We start from the raw sequence: 17,682 nt of genomic DNA, 5'->3' as shown, positions 1-17,682 counted from the left end.
CCAAGCCACCGCGAGCGCTCGTGCGGTACCCTCCAGCTGACTCGGGCGCCGGGCCTGGCGTGCACCGTTCAGCCGGCGCACGCATCGCGGTGTCCCGGGTCAGCTCTTCGTGCGGTGCGTACTATTCACCGGCACGCAACAGCGCGACGCCGAGCACCGCCGCCCATTTCGCCGCCAATTGCATGCACTCCGACGCGTCTGCCGTATCGCTCGCCGCAGCCGGCGGCGCCGGCTCGGCGCGCAGCCGGTCGACGATCTGCCGGATCCCGGCATCGCGCAGCGCGTACAGGTGCACCTCGACCCACAGCGGGAAACATTCCCAGCCGGCGGCGATGTCCGCGGAGCCGGCGGCGCGGGAGCCGTCGCGCTCATGCACTGCCGGCCGCATTTTCGTTAGTAATTTCGGGCGGTCGCGGCGCAGGATCTCGATCAACAGCTCGCGCTTGTGCCCGAAGTTCGCATAGAACGCGCCGCGCGTATAGCCAGCGCGCTCGACGATGCGCTCGACGGTCGTATCGGCGAAGCCTTTCGCGATGAAGCAATCGCGAGCGGCGGCGATGAGCCGTTCGCGGGTGTCGAGCTGGCGCTGCATGCGGGTCAGGCGGGCGGGTTTCATCCTGAGCTGTCCGTGCGGTGGAAAGGGCTGAAGCGGCGCAATATCGCGCCGCGGGAAATGTCGCGTCGTCATGGCGCCGATTCAATCGTCGAGCGCGTCCGGCGCGTCGCGATCGACAGCGGGGGGCGCGATCGGGCGCCCGGGTGCGCCCGATCGGCAATCGGCCGGTGGCGCGGCGTGCGCGGTTGCCGCGCGAATGCCCGCGGCGATCCCGAGCGCGAGCGCATCGAGCGCGCGACGCTGCGCCTCGACGAGTGCTTCGTAGCCCGTCGACGCACCGGACCGAACGATGCTGCGGCACGTCAGTGCCGGCTGTCCGGACCCGGAACTAACACTCCACGTCGCATCGAGCAGCACGTGCGATGCCGGCCAGGATTCGATTCGCTGGACGTCCACCGCGACCCGGTAGACGGGCGCGCCGTTCGGGTGGGCGACGCGATGAACATCGATCGTGCCGAGCCGGGACGCGACGCGCGTCAACAGTCCGCCGCGCATCTCGTCGCCGAGCGGCGCGGCCCAACGCTCCTGCTCCAGGATGTCGGTCCGATCGGGGCCGCGTTGCACGACGAGCCGGTTGCCGTCCGCAGGCGCCGCGACGTGCACGGCCTGGATGTCGATCAGCCATGCGGGATGCGCAGCGGTGGCCTCAACACCCGCATCGTCTGTCACCGCGAGGGTATGGAAATGCACCGGCGGCGACGCGCACGCGCTCAGCACCGCGAGTGCGACGCACGTCGCGATGCGCGCCGGCATACGGAGACGACCAAACGAACGCGCTTTCATTGCCGGTCCCCCTTCTTGCCGAACAGCAGCGATTCGGGATGACGTTCCAGATAGTCCGCAAGCGCATTCAACGACTGCAGCGTTTGCGTGAGCGACTGCATCGCCTCATGAACGTCCGACTGCATCGGCGAATTCTGCCCCAACGTCGACTCTGCCGCGCTGAACGTGCGTTGCGCGGCGGCCAGCGTGTCGCGCGCCTGCGGCACGACCTGCTCATCGAGGTGACCGAACAACTGGTTCGCATGCGCGAGCGCGCCGTTCAGATTGTTGCCGATCCGGTCGAACGGAACCTGATCGAGCTTGCGCGCGATGTCGGCGATCTGCACCTGCAGTTCGTCGAGCGTGTTGGGCACGGTCGGCAGTTCCACCGGCGTGCGGCGCGCGTCGACGCTCGCGTGCGGCGCCTTCGGGAACATGTCGAGCGCCACGTAGAGCTGACCGGTCAGCAGGCTGCCGGTGCGCAACTGCCCGCGCAGCCCCTGGAGCACCAGGTGCTGGAGCAGTTCGTGGCCGCCGGCCGTATCGGGCGCGGGCAGCGCCGTATCGCTGTGTCGGCTCAGTCGCGACGGATACAGCGCCATCGCGACCTTCATGCTGAAGTTGCGCGTGTGTTCGTTGTACTCGATCCCGATGTTCGTGACCTGACCAAGCACGATGCCCCGCAGATCGACCGGCGCGCCGACCGACAGCCCGCGCAGCGACTGGTCGAAGCGCATGACGACCATCAGCGGCGTGCCGTCGGGGTCGCGCATCGCGTCGGCTTCGTCCGGGGCGAGCCGGAACGGCGTGTTGTCGGCTGCCTGCGGCGCGTCCGCCTGTCCAGGCGGCGACTGAAACGCGAGACCGCCGACGATCACGGTCGCCAGCGACTGCGTTTTGAGTTTCAGGCCGCTCGAATCGAGCCGAAGATCCACGCCGCTCGCGTGCCACCAGCGCGTATTGACGCTGACGTACTTGTCGTAGGGCGCCTTCACGAACGCCTGCACGTCGACGCCGGTACCGTCCTTGTCGAGCGAGAATCCCACGACCTGACCGACCTGCAGATGCCGGTAGAACACCGGCGAGCCGATGTCGACCGAGCCCAGCGAGTCGCCGTGCAGCAGAAAGCGTCGGCCCTGCTGGTCCGCGGTGACGGCAGGCGGCGTCTCGAGACCTGTGAAATCGGTCTGTTTCTGCGGCGAGCGGCCGAAATCCGCGCCGATGAATGCGCCGGAGAGCAGCGTGCCGAGGCCGGAAATGCCGGTGGCACCGACGCGCGGTCGAACGACCCAGAAGCGCGTGTCGCGGTTCGCGAAGCGCGCGGCGTCGTGCGTCAACTGAATGCCGACGACCACGCGCTTGAAGTCGGGGGTGAGCGTAATGGTCTGGACGGAGCCGATATCGACGTCCTTGTAGCGGACCTTGGTCTTGCCGGCTTCGAGGCCCTCGGCGTTGGCGAACGTGACCGTGATCGTCGGACCGTTGGCGGTGACGGTCCGGATCACGAGCGACAGCCCGATCAGCGCGCACACGAGCGGCACGATCCAGACGAGAGACGGGATCCAGCGGCTGCGCGGCCGGATCTCAGGTGGAGAAAAGTCGGAAGAAGACATCGTTTTGGGATTCGAAATAAAGCGGGCGCTTGCGCCGGTTCAAGGTTGGTGATGGGCGGCGACGGGGCGGGGCGCACCGTCCCAGATGAGCCGCGGGTCGAACTGCATCGACGCGCACATGGTCAGCACGACCACGGCGCCGAACGCGAGCGCGCCGGGGCCGGGCGTGATGTCGGCGAACGAGCCGAAATGCACGAGCGCGATCGTGAGCGCGACGACGAATACGTCGAGCATCGACCAGCGGCCCACGCGCTCGACCAGCCGATGCAGCCGAGCTCGTTCGAGCGGCCGCCATTGCACGCCGCGATGGACGGCAATCGCCTGGAATGCGAGGGCCGCAAGCTTGAGCATCGGCACGAGCACACTCGCGATAAACACGATGACGGCGAGTGCCCAGTCGCCGGACGTCCAGAAGTACGCGACACCGCCGAGTATCGTGTCGTCCTCGGCCCGGCCGAGCGAGGTCGCGTGCATGACGGGCAACAGGTTCGCCGGGATATAGAGCAACGCAGCGGCAGCGACGAGCGCGCCCGTGCGCGCGATGCTGTGCGGACGGCGCGCGTGCAGCGGCGATCCGCAGCGCGTGCAGCGCTCGCCGCATGTGTGTGCCGGCTGCACGCGCGCGCAGAGGTGACAGGCGATCCATCCCGCGGCGCTGGCCGTCATGCCCGCCGATCCGCTGCTTTCCGCGGCCCGGGGCGCAGCATGTCGCGTCGTGTCGGGGCGGGGCGGTTTCGTACGGTCGGCATCGCCTGACCGCAGTGCGACGAGTTCGTCGTGCGCTTCCCACAGTCGGGCCGGTTCGATCGTCGACAGCACGCAGAGCATCACGGTAAGCCCGGCGAACGCGAATAGCGCGGGCCCGGCAAGCACGTGTGCGAGGCTCGTCAGCTTGACGATCGTGATGAGCACGCCGAGCATCAGCACCTCGACCATGCTCCACGGCCGCAATCGGTGAATGGCGCACAGCACTTGTGCGAAGTGGAGCGGTACGCGGCCCGCGCGCAGCGGCGCGAGCAGGTACAGCCATGCGGCGAGCTCCAGAATTGGAAACAGCATCGTCGTGCAGAACACGAGCGCGGCCACCAGCGGCTGACCGTTCGACCATAGCGCGCGAACCGCGTCACCGAGCGTCGCATGCGACGCGATGCCGGCCGCATCGAGCGCAACGATCGGAAAGGCCTGCGCGACGCAACACGTCACCAGCGCGGCGACCGTCAATGCGCACAGCCGGTCGAGCGAGCGGCGGCCGTGCGCCGCACCGCTCACACGCGCGCGGCATCTCGGGCAGTGTGCCGTGAGCGCGCGCAGGCGCGGCGGACGCTGAATCAGCAGGTCGCATTCGTGGCAGGCGACCAGGTTGTCGGATTTCATCGGGAATCAACCATGCGGGTAATGAAGGCGCGGCGCCGCGCGATGCACGGTACGCCGGGCACCGGGCTTCGAGATTGCGGACCGGTGCGGCCCGAAGGCGCGCGGCCGGTCCATCGACGCAAGCAGCGGCTATTGCCGGGCCGCAACCGTCGTGCCAGTAGCGGGCGGCAGTTCGCCCATTGCCTGCAGCAGCGCCGCCGTATCGGTCATCCGGCGGCTCGCGGCACGCACCGCATCGAGTTCCGCGTTCAGATAGAGTTGTTCGCTCGACCGTTGCGCGGACATCGGAACGGCACCCAATGTGCGGCGTTGCGCCGTTTCATGGAAAGCCTCGCCTGCCGCGCGCGCCGCGAGTTCGTTCGCGGCCAGTCCTTGCGCGTCGTTGTCCAGCGCGGCGAGCGAATCGGCGACGTCGCCGAATGCGGACAGCACGGCCGCCCTGTACTGCAGCACCGCGGCGTCGTACGCATCGCGCGACGCCCGCCGGTGAGCCAGCAGCGCACCGCCGTGGAAGATCGGCTGCGACAGCCCGGCGCCGATGGCCCACAGGCCGCCCGCGCCCGACAACAGCGCTGGCCAGCTGAAGCCGCCGCGCCCCATCGTCGCAGTGAGCGACAGGCTCGGGAACAACTGGGCGGTCGCCTCGCCAACGTCCGCCGATGCCGCCTTCACGGCTGCCGCGGCCGCGCGGATGTCCGGCCGTGCCTTCAGCAGGTCGGACGGCACGACCACGGGCACGTGTTCCGGCAGCGACAGTCCGGTGAAGGAGGGGACCGGCGGTGGCGCGTCGGGCGTGCGGCCCAGCAGGATCGCCAGCGCGTGAACCGCGCTCGCACGCTGCTGGCGCAGCGGCGGCAGCGTCGCGGCGAGCGACGCCGCGCCTTGCGTCGACGCCAGCGACTGCACGTGGGACACCGCGCCGTGCGCGTAACGCTGCTGGTCTTCGAGCGCGGATGCCTCGGCAACGGCGACCAGGCGCTCCGTCAGCAGGATCTGGCGGTCGAGCGTCGCGGCGCGGATTGCGGTGCCGACGATGTTGGTCGCCAGCGCACGCCTTGCCGCTTCGAGTTCGCAACCGCGCACGTCGACGCGCGCGGCGCTCGCCTCGTTTGCATATCGCGTGGCGCCGAACAGGTCGAAGGTGTAATGCGCCTGCAGTTGCCCGACGAAGACGTTGTAGCGCAGGCTTTGCGCGCCCCCGCCGGAGATGTCGGGCGTGCGCGTGCGGGCCACCTGCGCGTTTGCGTCGATCGACGGCAGCGTCGACGCGCCGATCTGCGCGTGCAGCTCCTCCTGCGCGGCGGCGAGCGTCTTTTCTGCCGCGGCCAGTGTCGGGTTCACGCGCAGGCCTTCGTCGACCAGCGCGTCGAGCGCGCTGGACCGGTACAGGCGCCACCATTGCGGGACGGGCGCGGCGCCGACGTCGAACTGCTGCGCGACGCCTGCCGCTTCGGCGGTGCGCGGCGCCTGAGGCGTCGCGCCGTAGTGCGCCGGCGACAGCATCGCCGGCGGCGTGCTGCTCGGGGCCATTGCACAGCCGCTCAGGCAGAGCGCCGCGCTCGCGGCGAGCACCGATGTGGTAAGGGGAAATTTCATCAGCATGTCTCCGAGGACGCGATGTCCATCGCGCGCGACTCGCGTTCGTCGCTGCGCACCTTGAAGCAGGTCGCGTAGAGGGCCGGCAGGAAGAAGATGGTCAGCACCGTCGCGATCGTGATGCCGCCCATCAGCGCGGTGGCCATCGGGCCGAAGAAGCCGGAGCGCAACAGCGGAATCAGGGCGAGCACCGCGGCTGCGGCGGTCAGCATGATCGGCCGGAAGCGGCGCACGGTCGCGCCCACGATCGCGGTGAAGCGTGGCTGCCCGGCCGCGATGTCCTGGTCGATCTGGTCGACCAGGATCACCGAGTTGCGCATGATGATCCCGAACATCGCGATCACGCCGAGCAGCGCGACGAAGCCGAACGGCTTTCCGAACAGCAGCAGCGCCGCGACCACGCCGATCAGGCCGAGCGGGGCCGTCAGCACGACGATGAAGGTGCGCGAGAAGCGCTTGAGCTGGATCATCAGCAGCGTCAGCACCGCGATGATCATGAGCGGCATCTGCGCGTTGATCGACGTCTGGCCCTTCATGCTCTCCTCGGCTGCACCGCCGATCTCGATCCGGTAACCGGTCGGCAGCGTGGCGCGCAGCGTCGCCAGGGTGCCGTCGATGGCGCGCGTCACGCCGATGCTCGGCGCTTCGCCACGAACGTCGGCCTGCACCGTGACGGTCGGCTGGCGGTCGCGTTCCCAGATCACGCCGTATTCGAGCGTGTCGCGCACGTGGCCGATCGTGCCGAGCGGCACGGGGCCGTGCGGCGTCGGGATCGCCAGGCCGGCGAGCTGCGACGGGTCGATCCGTTCGCGCTTCGGCGCGCGCAGGTCGACGTCGATCAGCTTGTCGCGTTCGCGATACTGCGTGACCGTATAGCCGGACAGCGTCATCGCGAGGAAACTCGACACGTCTTCCGACGTCACGCCGAGCTGGCGTGCCTTCAGTTGATCGATTTCGAACGACACCGATCGCTCCGCCGGCTCGTCCCAGTCGAACTGCACGTTGCGCGTGCGGGCATCGGCGCGCATCATGTCAGCGACTTTTTCGGCAATGCCGCGAACGGTCGCGATGTCGTCGCCGCTCACGCGGAACTTGATCGGAAAGCCGACGGGCGGCCCGTTCTCGAGGCGCGCGACGCGCGTGCGCACGGTCGGGAAGCGGCTTGCCAGCGTCGACTCGAGCCAATGCGACAAGCGGTCGCGCGATTCGACGTCCTTGGCCGTGATCACGAACTGCGCGAAGTTCGGCTGCTGGAGTTGCTGGTCGAGCGGCAGGTAGAAGCGCGGCGCACCGGTGCCGACGAAATCGACCACGTGATCGATTTCAGGCCGACCGTCGAGCACCTTCTCGAGCCGCGTGGTCTCACGCAGTGTCGCGTCGAACGAAGCGCCTTCGGGCAAACGCATGTCGACCAGCAGTTCGGGGCGCTCCGAGTTCGGGAAAAATTGCTGTGGCACGCGCGTGAATGCCGCCATCGCGATCGCGAACAGCACGGCCGTGACGCCCAGCACCACCCAGCGGCGCTCGATGCACGCCGAGATCCATCCGGACAGCCGCCGGTAAAAGCCCGTTTCATAAACGTCCTGCCCATGTGCATGAGCGTCGTGATGCTGCTGCTCGGGCAGCATGTGGTAGCCGAGCAGCGGCACCAGCACGACGGCCGCGAACCACGACACGATCAGCGAGATCGCGGACACCTCGAAGATCGACCGCGTGTATTCGCCGGTGCTCGATTTCGCGAGCGCGATCGGCAGGAAGCCGGATACCGTGACGAGCGTGCCGGTCAGCATCGGGAACGCCGTGCTCGTGTAGGCGAAGGCCGCCGCGCGCGCGCGGCTCCAACCCTGCTCGAGCTTCACCGCCATCATTTCGACGGCGATGATCGCATCGTCCACCAGCAGCCCCAGCGCGAGCACCAGCGTGCCGAGCGACACCTTGTCGAGGCCGATGCCGAACACGTGCATGCACAGTGCCGTCACGGCGAGCACGATCGGAATCGTGATGACGACGACCATGCCGGTGCGCAGGCCCAGCGACACGAGGCTGACGACGAGCACGATCGCGACGGCTTCGCCGACCGCTTCGACGAAATCGTCCACCGAGTGCTTGACGGCATGCGGCATGCTCGACACCGCGGCCAGCTTCAGTCCGGCGGGCAAACCAGCCCGGAGCTCGGCTGCCTTCGCGTCGAGCGCCTTGCCGAGGTCGATCACGTCTCCGCCTTTTTGCATCGTGACGCCGATGCCGAGCACCGCGTGACCGTTCGTACGCATCTGCGTGACGGGCGGATCATCGTAGCCGCGCGTGACCTTCGCGACGTCGCCGAGCCGGAACGTCCGGCCGTTCACCGTGATCAGCATGTCGGCGAGCGCCTGCGTGCCCTTGAACGCGCCGCTCGGCCGCACGAACACGCGGTCGTCCGCTGTCGTGATCGTGCCGACCGGTGCGACGGCGTTTTGCGCATCGATGGCCTGCGCGAGTTGCTGCGGCGTGATCGCGAGCCGAGTCAGTTGCGCATTCGAGATCTCGACGAATACGTGCTGGGCGGGGTCGCCGAAGTAGTCGACCTTCGCGACACCCGGCACGCGCAACAGCACGGTGCGCAGCTTGTCCGCGTAATCGTGCAGTTGCGCGGGCGAGTAGCCGTCGCCTTCGAGCGCATAGATGTTGGTATAGACGTCGCCGAATTCGTCGTTGAAGAACGGGCCGACAGTGCCCTTCGGCAGCGTCGCCCGGATATCGCCGACCTTCTTGCGCACCTGATACCAGGTTTCCGGCACCTGGTCGACCGGCGCCGAATCCTTCATCGCAAAGAAGATCATCGACTCGCCGGGGCGCGAATAGCTCTTGATGTTATCGACGTAAGGCGCGGCCTGGAGCTGGCGGCCGATCCGGTCCGTGACCTGTTCCTGCACTTCGCGCGCCGTGGCGCCCGGCCAATAGGTCTGGATCACCATGGTGCGGAACGTGAACGGCGGATCCTCCGATTGCGCGAGGCGCGTATAGCCGATCATGCCGAAGATCGTCGCGAGGCCGATCAGGAAGATCACCAGTTGCTGATGCTTCAGCGCCCATGCCGATAGATTGAAACGGCCGTCGTCGCGCGACGCGGAACCGGTTTGTGCGCCGAGCGCACCGTCCGTCGAGGACCGGTGTTCTGGAGCGTTCATGATGCGAAGTCCTCCGCATGCAGCGGCGGCACGACGCGCACGTGCTGGCCGGTACTCACCGTATGGACGCCTTGCATCACGACACGCTCGTTTTCCGCGAGGCCGGACGTGACCGTGACCGTACGCTCGTCGTAGCGTCCGACCGTCACCGGGCGCAGCTCCAGCGTGTCGCTGCCTTTGCGAATGACCCAGACCGCCGGCGCTTCGCCGCGATGGAAGAGTGCGGTGGCCGGCAGCGTGATCGCGTGGTCCGCGGTGGTGTCGGCGGCGCCGTCGAACGAGATGCTGGCAGTCATCCCGGAGCGGACGTCCGGCCCCGGCGCGACCAGCGTCAGCTTCACGCGCCAGGTGCGGCTTTGCGGATCAGCGGCCGCCGCGACTTCGCGCACGCGTGCGTCGAGCACCTTGCCCGGCAGTGCCGTCAGGCTGACGTGCGCGGTGCGGCCGACCGCGAGACCGCGCAGATCGCGCTCCGCGACGTCGCAGACGATGTCGAGGTCGCCGCTCCAGTCCAGATGAAACACCGCCTGGCCGGGCTCGACGTTCTGCCCGGTATCGGCATCTTCCGACGTGATGACGCCGTCGTGATCCGCGACCAGCGTCGCGTAGCGCAGGTGATCGCCCGCGAGCGCCATTTGCGCGAGCGCGGAATCGCGTTGCGCGACCGCAGATGCATACGCGTCCTGCGTTGTCTCGAGCTGCGCGGGCGCGATCAGGTTGGCCTGAGCCTGGGCGCGGTCACGATCCAGTTGCTGCTTCGCATAGGCGAGGCGATGCTCGGCGGCATCGAGCTGCGCGCGCGCGTTCAGCAACGTGTTGTGCAGATCGGCCGGATCGAGCATCGCGAGGGTCTGGCCGGCCTTGACGGTGTCGCCGATTCGCACGCGCCGCTCGACGATCTTGCCGCCGACCCGGAACGACAGCGGCGTCGAATATCGCGCCTGAACCTGCGCGGGCAGCACGCGCTGCACTGCGCCGTCGTCCGCATGAACCGGCAGCGCGACTACCGGTTGCAGTTCGGGCGCCGGGGCCTCGTGCGAGTGGCAAGCCGCGAGAAGAATCGCACAGCAGGCGAATGCGATCGGGGCGCGCCGAAGCGGTGGCGCGATGCGTGTCAGAAACGAGCGCGTTGAAGTCCGCGCGTCAAGTCCGGGTGATTTCACGATGTTTCCAAGACAAGTGAGGGTCAAACTAAAAATGGTTCGGCGACCACGGCGGGTCACCCCGGTTTATGCAGGCGCGCGCGGGCGTCTCCGCCGACGGTGCGCATGACGATCAATCAGCACTCCGACGTTTGAGGTGCAGATCATTCCGATTGCCGGCATGACACGGCTTGCGCACGACGATGGCCGCTGAGTATGCAGACGGGGCCGCCTGCGCGTCACCAACGCTCGCTGGCGTGGGTCCGGAACAGTGTCTGGACAGGAACCGGTTCTGCTATTTTCGAGATTAGACTCATAACTGATACTATTGTCAAGTATGATTGCATCATCCAAACTTGCGGCATGCAGAAAATTCTTATGGAAAGGGAAGGTGCGCTCGTGGACGACAAACCGGTCCGGCCGCGTCGCCCGAACGCGTCAGTGGCCGAAGCGGAACAGCGTCAACCGCGCGGTGCCCGGCGCAAGGAGGCGACACGTATGCGCTTGCTGCGGGCGGCGTTCGGCCTGATGGCGGAAAAGGGCAGGGACAACGTCGCGATCAGCGAGATCACCGAGGCGGCGGATGTGGGGTTCGGCTCGTTTTACTACCACTTCGAATCGAAGGACGGCATCTTCGCCGCGCTGACCGAGTGGGTGTTCGACGATTTCGCGGACGGGCTCGAGCGTCTTGCGAGCGGTCTGTCGGATCCGGCCGAGGTCGTGTCGGTTTGCGTGCGTCACACGCTGATGCGCGCGCGCCGCGAGCGGCTCTGGGGACGGTTCCTGATGCGGGAGGGCTTTTCCGCGCGTGCGCTCGACCACGGGCTGGGCCGGCGTTTGCGGCGGGACAGCGAGCGCGGAATCGCGGTACGCCGCTTCGTCGTCGGCGATCCGTTCACGAGCGTGCTCGCAATGACGGGGACGATCCTGGCGGCGATCGCGGCGGAGTGCTACGCGCCCGACACGGCTGCGGGCGATGCGAGGAAGCCGGGGGGAGACGAAGGCCGGCTCCCCGAGCGGGCTGCGGCAATGGTATTGCAGACGCTCGGCCTGACGCGCGCCGAAGCAAAGGACGTGGCGAACCGACCATTGCCGCCCGGCGACTTCACCGCTGCGGAGAGCAGTTGACGGTTGGGTGCCGCCGGCGCATGTCCGGCTGATCCAGTTGAGTAACCACTATCATGTCCGGCGGCGAGCACACCGCCGGGCTCAATTTGATCCGCGGTTGCGGGATATCGCAGCAAGAGTGTTGGGCGACTCGGCGAACGGTATGAAAAAGGAGGTTTAATCGTCGAGCGCGTCGATACTCTTCGCCTTATTTGACATAAGGTGATTTATCGAATTTATGGGTTGTAGTGGCTAGATTGAAATGTCCGCTTTTGGCTACATAGAAATGTCCGCTTTCGGGCCGCGTAAGCTGACCGGTCGCCGGGTATCCGGCGCCGGAGGCTGCGATGGCTGCAACGGAGCGGATCACGATGACGATGCGAGAGCTGGACCGATTCAAGGTCATTCAGGACGTAGCCGACGGCAAGCTCAAACCATGGCGTGCAGCGGAACGGCTGGAATTGACGAGCCGGCAGGTCCGCCGACTGGTCGCCCGGTTACGTGAGCACGGCCCGGTGGGATTGGTGTCGGGACACCGGTCGAAGCCCGGCAACCGCCGCCTGGATCCAGGAGCCGCTGACCGGGCGCTGTCGATCATCCGTGATCGCTACGCCGATTTCGGGCCGACGCTGGCCTGCGAGAAGCTCTGGGAGTGTCACGGCATTCGGCTGGCCAAGGAGACGGTCAGGAAGCTAATGACGGAGGCTGGGTTATGGATTCCGCGTCGGCAACGACCGCCGAAGGTCTATCAGCCGCGTGCGCGCCGGGCGTGCCTCGGTGAATTGATTCAGATCGACGGCAGCGATCATCGGTGGTTCGAGGAACGGGCGCCGGCCTGCACGCTGCTGGTGTATGTGGACGACGCAACGAGCCGGCTGATGATGCTGCACTTCACGCAGACCGAATCGACGTTCAGCTACTTCGAGGCAACACGGGCATACATCGAACGGCACGGCAAACCTGGGGCGTTCTACAGCGACAAGGCCAGCGTATTCCGCAACGTGAAGCCAGGAAAGACCGGTAACCGTGTGACGCCGTTCGGCCGCGCGATGTACGAGCTGAACATCGACACGTTCTGCGCGAACAGCAGCTCGGCCAAGGGGCGCGTCGAGCGCGCGCATCTGACGTTGCAGGACCGCTTGGTCAAGGAGATGCGATTGCGCGGAATTAACACGGTGGCCGACGCCAACGCATACGCGCCCTCCTTCATGGCCGCCTACAACACACGCTTCGCGAAGCCGCCGAAGAGCGACTTCAATGCACACCGGCCGCTGCGGCCCGACGAGAGTCTGGACGTGGTGCTGACATGGCGTGAGCCGCGGAAAGTGACGAAGTCGCTGACGGTACAGTATGACCGGGTGATGTACTTACTGGACGACACGCCGGAGAACAGGAAGCTGATCGACCGGCAGATCGAGGTGTGGGAGTACCCGGATGGACGGATCGAGCTCCGTGCTGACGATCGCGTGCTGCGCTGCCGGCAGTACGATCGTTTGGCTGAAATCGATCAGGGTGCCGTCGTCGAGCACAAGCGTTTGAGCCATGTGTTGCAGGTCGCGCAAGCGCTTCAGGCGCAACGCGATAACCGCCGAATCGGTAAAGCGCCGTCTCGAACGCATCGTGGCGACTCGACGCGGACTAACCGAAACGAGGCCGAGCCGGGTAAGAAGAAGCAACGCAAGATCACACAGGCCGACGTCGAGCATGTGATCGTCGATCTGGCGCAACGTCGTCAAACCGCCAAGCCAGCGGACAAACCTGGCCGTCGGTCTGCAAAAGCTGAGGAAGCGAGCGTAAGCGCCCTGCCCGTTCAGGCGCCGACCTTCGACACTGCGTAACGGTTAAAGCGAAGAAAGAGACGCAGCAAAACCAACCTTAAAACCGGACATTTTTAAATAGCTGGCAGGTGGACATCTGAATCCGGGTATGACATTCGCTGTAGTGGCTAGATTGAAATGTCCGCTTTGGGGGTGCGGCGGAATTCTTGGACTGGTTTATGTCGTCAGCCCGAGGCTCTCCCGGTATTCAATCGGACTGAGTGCGCCAAGCGAGATCTTGATCCGTTTCTCGTTGTACCAGCGAATGTACGAGTCAACCACCTTAATGAACTGGTCGGCGCTCACGGTCCGCCAGTCTCGAGAGTAAAACAGTTCCGTTTTCAGCCTTCCAAAGAAGCCTTCGCACGCCGCGTTGTCGGGCGAACAGCCCTTGCGCGACATTGAGCGAATCAGCTTGGCCTCACGTATCCGGGTAAGCCAGCCCGGCCAGCGATAATGCGCACCGCGATCTGAATGGACCACGGGCCGGCTGTTGCTGCTACCGATTGCTTCGATGGCAGCATCGAGCATCGTATTCACAAGCTCGGCGTCTGGCCGCGTACCGATCGACCAACTGATCACCAGTCCATCGAAGCAATCGATGACCGGCGACAGATAGACTTTCCCGGCCGGAATCTGGAACTCTGCGATGTCTGTGAGCCATTTTTCATTCGGTGCTGCGGCGCGAAAGTCCCGGTTTTTTAGCAACTTCCTCTGCGCTTTCTCGTCGAGTGCATAGATCGATGACCGCTGTCCGTCTGAGCTCTGGTGTATACCGAACACCCGACGCCTTCCCGAGAACGCGCTTCTTTCGCTCTGGATGCAGCTCGTCGAGCCAGGCGACGAGCGTTCCGCGTCCCGGATACCCCAAACCCTTTGTCGTTGCTGCCAGACACTGGCCATGGGTCATATAGTGGTCTGTGGCCGCCTTTTTTTGTTCTGCCGAATAGCGCGGCCTCAGGCAGATACGTTCCTTCGGCAAGTCCAGACATCGCTCGTACATCTGATACCAGCGTTCGAGCGATTTCGTTGTGGGATAGCCTAGTTGACAAACGGGGACCTATCCGTCATTTCGTGGGCGGGGCATATCATGAGGTATAAAAGTCATGGATATGCCGATGAAGAAGAAGAGGCAAACCGTAGCGCGTCAGGCAGCGGCCCGCGGGCCGCTGCCTGAGTTGCCCAAAGAACTGCTGGACCAACTGGTCGAGGGGCCGATGACGCCGACCGAGGTCCAGGATCTGATGCTGGCGTTCAACAAGGCGGTCATCGAACGCGCGATGGGCGCCGAGATGAATCTGCATCTGGGCTACCCGTCGGGCCAGTCCAAGCCGGCCGGACAAGCCAACGAGCGCAACGGCGCCAGCGGCAAGACGGTCATCACGGATCGCGGCCCGGTTCGTGTCGAAGTCCCTCGTGACCGTGACGGCAGCTTCGAGCCGATCCTGATTCCCAAGCACGAGCGCCGCTTCACCGGCTTCGACGAACGCATCATTGCGATGTACGCGCGTGGCATGAGCGTGCGCGAGATTCAAGGGTTTCTGGCCGAGCAATACGGCACCGAAGTGTCGCCCGACTTCATCAGCTCGGTCACCGACGAGGTGATGGCCGAAGCGCTGAGCTGGCAGAGCCGCCCACTCGAGGCGATGTATCCGGTCGTGTTCTTCGATGCGCTGCGGGTCAAGATCCGCGACGACGGGGTGGTCAGCAACAAGGCCGTCTATCTGGCCTTGGGCATCCAAGCCGATGGCCAGCGCGATGTGCTGGGCCTCTGGATCGAGCAGACCGAGGGCGCCAAGTTCTGGCTCAAAGTGTTCAATGAACTCAAGACGCGCGGCTGCCAGGACATCCTGATCGCCGTGGTCGATGGCCTGAAGGGGCTAACCGAAGCCATCAGCGCGGCCTATCCGCGGACCACCGTTCAGACCTGCATCGTGCATCTGATCCGCAACAGCCTCGAATACGCCAGCTACAAGGACCGCAAGGTACTCGCCACGGCGCTGCGCCCGATCTACGCGGCTGCCAGCGAAGAGGCAGCAAGGCAAGCGCTGCAAGACTTCGCCGACGGACCTTGGGGCGCGAAGTACCCGACGATCGTGCAGTCGTGGCAACGCGCGTGGGAGCACGTCGTGCCGTTCTACGTGTTCCCGCCGGAAATTCGGCGAGTCGTTTATACGACAAACGCCATCGAGAGCTTGAACATGCAATTGCGCAAGATCATCAAGACGCGCGGTCACTTCCCGAACGACGAGGCGGCCATCAAGCTGCTCTGGCTGGCGCTGCGCAACGTACTGGCCAAGACCGTGAGGGCCGCCTTCGACTGGAAATCAGCGATGAACCAGTTTGCTATTCTGTTCGGCGAACGGTTTACGCAGGCGCGTGGATAACCTGTTGTTCAACCGCCTCGCCCACAAAAATGCGGACAGGTTCACAAACGGTCGCGGTAAGGCGCTTTCCAAGCTTCAAGTAGAGCTTGACTGCTCGGATGCGTTCTTCGTATGAGTACATGGACTAGCTCCCAAATAGTCCAAGAATTCCGCCGCACCCCCAAGGCAGACATTTCAATCTAGCGCCTACATCCCTGGGCACGCCAATTGCATTAATGTCAAATCACATATGTCGGTGCTCCGCACAGTCATCTCCGACTGCAGGCGCGCGCCATACCGCCGTCGCGCCCCGTCCCCGCCGTCAAGCCAGGAGCTTCACCACCTGTTTGCCGTGACCGCCGCCGCCGAGCAGCGTGATGAACGCCTCGGGCGCGCGCGCGAGGCCGTCTGCGACGGACTCGTGATAGCGCAGCTTGCCGGCCGCCACCAGCGCGCCGAGTTCCTCGAGCGCGTCGAACCAGGCGTCACCCTGGTCCGCGATGATGAAGCCTTCGAGCCGGACCCGATTGATCAGCAGCAATTGCGGCATGGTGAGCGGAATCGCCTGACCGTTGTAGCCGGCGATCATCCCGCACAGCGCCACGCGCGCGAACGGGTTGCAGCGCATCAGCACGGCGTCGAGCAGCATCCCGCCGACGTTCTCGAAATAGCCGTCGATTCCGTCCGGACAGGCGCGATTCAGCGCGGCGCTCATCGACTTGAGATCGCCGTACTGGTGATGGTCGAGGCAGGCGTCAAAGCCGAGCTCCTCCACCACGTACGCGCACTTCTTCGGGCCGCCTGCGATGCCGACCACCCGCGCGCCGCGCGCCCGCGCCAGCTGGCCGGCGGCGCCGCCCACCGCGCCGGCCGCGGAGCTGATCACGACGGTCTCGCCGGGCTGCGGCGCGATGATGCGCGCGAGGCCGTACCACGCGGTCACACCGGGCATGCCGACGGCGCCGAGGTAGGCCGACAGCGGCGCGCGCGCCGGATCGACGTGGCGCCAGCCGCCGAGTTCGGCGCCGTCGAGCAGCGCGTACTCCTGCCAGCCGCCCATGCCGACCACGAAATCGCCGGGCTTGAAGCGCGCGTTGCGCGAGGCCAGCACCTCGCCCACCGTGCCGCCGATCATCACCTCGTCGAGCGGTTGTGGCGCGGCATAGCTCTTGGATACGCTCATCCGGTCGCGCATGTACGGATCGAGGCTCAGGTAGTGCTGCCGGACCAGCACCTGGTCCTCGCCCGGCTGGACGAGCGGCACCTCTTCTAGCCGGAAGTTGCCCAACTCGGGCGCCTGCTTCGGCCGCGAGGCGAGCACGATGCGGCGATTCATTGCGGTCATGGCGCGGCCCTCCCCCGACGCTCGCGGGCGGGGCTCACCAGCCACCTCCGTGCGCGGCGGCGGCATCGATCTCCTGCAGCAAGGCCAGATCGATTCGGCTCACCGAATCGACGATGCGGCGCACGCCGGTCTCCTCCATGTCGCGCTTTTGCCAGCTCCAGGGCTCGTTCGACGGCACGCCGATGAATGGCGTGCCGAGCGCCTTGGCGTGCTCGGCCACGAAGTTCACGTCGTCGATGAACAGCGCCTGATGCGGCGCCAGCTTGTAGAAGTCGCGCACGATCTCGCGCACGCCGGGACGGAACTCGTTGGTGCAGATGTAGGTGGCGAAGCGCGCGGCCTGTTCGCCGAGCGCGCGGCGCATGTAGTCCTCGTCGAGGCCGCCGTAGCAGATCACCGTCACGCCGAGCGAGGTCAGCAGATCGAGGAACGCGGGCACCTCGGGCTTCATGCCGTGCGGGTGGTCACGCATGTATTCGTCGCGGTAGTGGAAATAGCTAGCGATGCTCTCCTCGTCACTCTGTTTGCGCTCGGTCTCGCTCATCTGCTCGCCGATCTTCCGGCGAAGGTACTCCACCACCTCGGCGCGCGAGCGCGAGAAGGTGTTGCGCTCCAGTTCGCGCGTGTAGTCGATCCGGTAATACTCGCTGCACAGCTTGTGCATGATCGGGCTGAATGTGTCGATCAGCAACGGGCCGTCGAGATCGACGGCGATCAGGCGGATCGTTTGCAGGCTGGTGGAATTCATCGGGTTTGTCTCCGCGACAGATTTCA

12 protein-coding genes and 1 pseudogene are annotated in these 17,682 nt (G+C 65.8%); 3 read left to right on the top strand and 10 right to left on the bottom strand.

The features are described from left to right. Positions 1-121 precede the first annotated feature (121 nt). The 7 genes from DM992_RS38995 to DM992_RS38965 form a co-directional block, all read right to left on the bottom strand. Positions 122-616: a TetR/AcrR family transcriptional regulator gene (locus DM992_RS38995; protein ID WP_111021531.1), complete on the bottom strand. Its 495-nt coding sequence runs from the start codon at positions 614-616 to the stop codon at positions 122-124. Positions 617-697: 81 nt separating this feature from the next. Then, complete coding sequence (locus DM992_RS38990) at positions 698-1,399, bottom strand: PqiC family protein (protein WP_111021530.1); 702 nt, start codon at positions 1,397-1,399, stop codon at positions 698-700. Continuing rightward, positions 1,396-2,991 (bottom strand): MlaD family protein, encoded by a 1,596-nt coding sequence (locus tag DM992_RS38985; protein ID WP_111021529.1) that lies wholly within the window; start codon positions 2,989-2,991, stop codon positions 1,396-1,398. The genes DM992_RS38990 and DM992_RS38985 overlap by 4 nt, the downstream gene beginning before the upstream one ends. A 39-nt stretch (positions 2,992-3,030) precedes the next feature. Continuing rightward, positions 3,031-4,365, bottom strand: coding sequence for a paraquat-inducible protein A (locus tag DM992_RS38980; RefSeq protein WP_111021528.1), 1,335 nt, complete (start codon positions 4,363-4,365; stop codon positions 3,031-3,033). A 129-nt stretch (positions 4,366-4,494) separates the two neighbouring features. Further along, positions 4,495-5,961 (bottom strand): efflux transporter outer membrane subunit, encoded by a 1,467-nt coding sequence (locus DM992_RS38975; RefSeq protein ID WP_204356200.1) that lies wholly within the window; start codon positions 5,959-5,961, stop codon positions 4,495-4,497. Next, positions 5,961-9,131 carry an efflux RND transporter permease subunit gene (locus tag DM992_RS38970; RefSeq protein WP_111021526.1) on the bottom strand — a complete coding sequence of 1,057 codons (3,171 nt, stop codon included), beginning with the start codon at positions 9,129-9,131 and terminating at the stop codon, positions 5,961-5,963. The genes DM992_RS38975 and DM992_RS38970 overlap by 1 nt, the downstream gene beginning before the upstream one ends. Continuing rightward, positions 9,128-10,192 (bottom strand): efflux RND transporter periplasmic adaptor subunit, encoded by a 1,065-nt coding sequence (locus DM992_RS38965; protein WP_343212491.1) that lies wholly within the window; start codon positions 10,190-10,192, stop codon positions 9,128-9,130. The genes DM992_RS38970 and DM992_RS38965 overlap by 4 nt, the downstream gene beginning before the upstream one ends. 579 nt (positions 10,193-10,771) lie before the next feature. Between DM992_RS38965 and DM992_RS38960 the strand changes: the two genes are divergently transcribed. Together DM992_RS38960 and DM992_RS38955 are read left to right on the top strand one after the other, a co-directional pair. Further along, positions 10,772-11,401, top strand: coding sequence for a TetR/AcrR family transcriptional regulator (locus DM992_RS38960; protein WP_111021667.1), 630 nt, complete (start codon positions 10,772-10,774; stop codon positions 11,399-11,401). Between the two features lie 326 nt (positions 11,402-11,727). Next, positions 11,728-13,218 (top strand): ISNCY family transposase, encoded by a 1,491-nt coding sequence (locus tag DM992_RS38955; RefSeq protein WP_111016989.1) that lies wholly within the window; start codon positions 11,728-11,730, stop codon positions 13,216-13,218. 156 nt (positions 13,219-13,374) lie between these two features. Here DM992_RS38955 and DM992_RS38950 read toward each other — a convergent pair. Further along, a pseudogene (locus DM992_RS38950) lies at positions 13,375-14,305 on the bottom strand (IS3 family transposase). Positions 14,306-14,315: 10 nt separating this feature from the next. Here DM992_RS38950 and DM992_RS38945 point away from each other — a divergent pair. Further along, positions 14,316-15,584, top strand: a complete 1,269-nt coding sequence (locus DM992_RS38945) for an IS256-like element ISBcen18 family transposase (protein WP_111021666.1) — start codon at positions 14,316-14,318, stop codon at positions 15,582-15,584. A gap of 301 nt (positions 15,585-15,885) precedes the next feature. On the opposite strand, the gene DM992_RS38940 is transcribed toward DM992_RS38945, so the two are convergent. After that, complete coding sequence (locus tag DM992_RS38940) at positions 15,886-16,908, bottom strand: NADP-dependent oxidoreductase (RefSeq protein ID WP_111021524.1); 1,023 nt, start codon at positions 16,906-16,908, stop codon at positions 15,886-15,888. A gap of 34 nt (positions 16,909-16,942) precedes the next feature. Continuing rightward, on the bottom strand, positions 16,943-17,656 hold the full coding sequence (locus DM992_RS38935) for a hypothetical protein (protein ID WP_111021523.1): 714 nt from the start codon (positions 17,654-17,656) through the stop codon (positions 16,943-16,945). Between the last annotated feature and the right edge of the window lie 26 nt (positions 17,657-17,682).

This window comes from Burkholderia sp. JP2-270 (assembly GCF_003233675.1).
GTDB lineage: Bacteria > Pseudomonadota > Gammaproteobacteria > Burkholderiales > Burkholderiaceae > Burkholderia > Burkholderia pyrrocinia_C.
Note: the sequence above shows the minus strand (reverse complement) of the source record. Positions and strands in the feature narration are given on the sequence as shown.

Coding starts and splice junctions, on each gene's coding strand:
- DM992_RS38975 (WP_204356200.1), bottom strand. CDS start 5,961: ATGAAATTTCCCCTTACCACATCGGTGCTCGCCGCGAGCGCGGCGCTC.
- DM992_RS38955 (WP_111016989.1), top strand. CDS start 11,728: ATGGCTGCAACGGAGCGGATCACGATGACGATGCGAGAGCTGGACCGA.
- DM992_RS38995 (WP_111021531.1), bottom strand. CDS start 616: ATGAAACCCGCCCGCCTGACCCGCATGCAGCGCCAGCTCGACACCCGC.
- DM992_RS38940 (WP_111021524.1), bottom strand. CDS start 16,908: ATGACCGCAATGAATCGCCGCATCGTGCTCGCCTCGCGGCCGAAGCAG.
- DM992_RS38960 (WP_111021667.1), top strand. CDS start 10,772: ATGCGCTTGCTGCGGGCGGCGTTCGGCCTGATGGCGGAAAAGGGCAGG.
- DM992_RS38970 (WP_111021526.1), bottom strand. CDS start 9,131: ATGAACGCTCCAGAACACCGGTCCTCGACGGACGGTGCGCTCGGCGCA.
- DM992_RS38990 (WP_111021530.1), bottom strand. CDS start 1,399: ATGAAAGCGCGTTCGTTTGGTCGTCTCCGTATGCCGGCGCGCATCGCG.
- DM992_RS38980 (WP_111021528.1), bottom strand. CDS start 4,365: ATGAAATCCGACAACCTGGTCGCCTGCCACGAATGCGACCTGCTGATT.
- DM992_RS38945 (WP_111021666.1), top strand. CDS start 14,316: ATGAAGAAGAAGAGGCAAACCGTAGCGCGTCAGGCAGCGGCCCGCGGG.
- DM992_RS38985 (WP_111021529.1), bottom strand. CDS start 2,991: ATGTCTTCTTCCGACTTTTCTCCACCTGAGATCCGGCCGCGCAGCCGC.
- DM992_RS38935 (WP_111021523.1), bottom strand. CDS start 17,656: ATGAATTCCACCAGCCTGCAAACGATCCGCCTGATCGCCGTCGATCTC.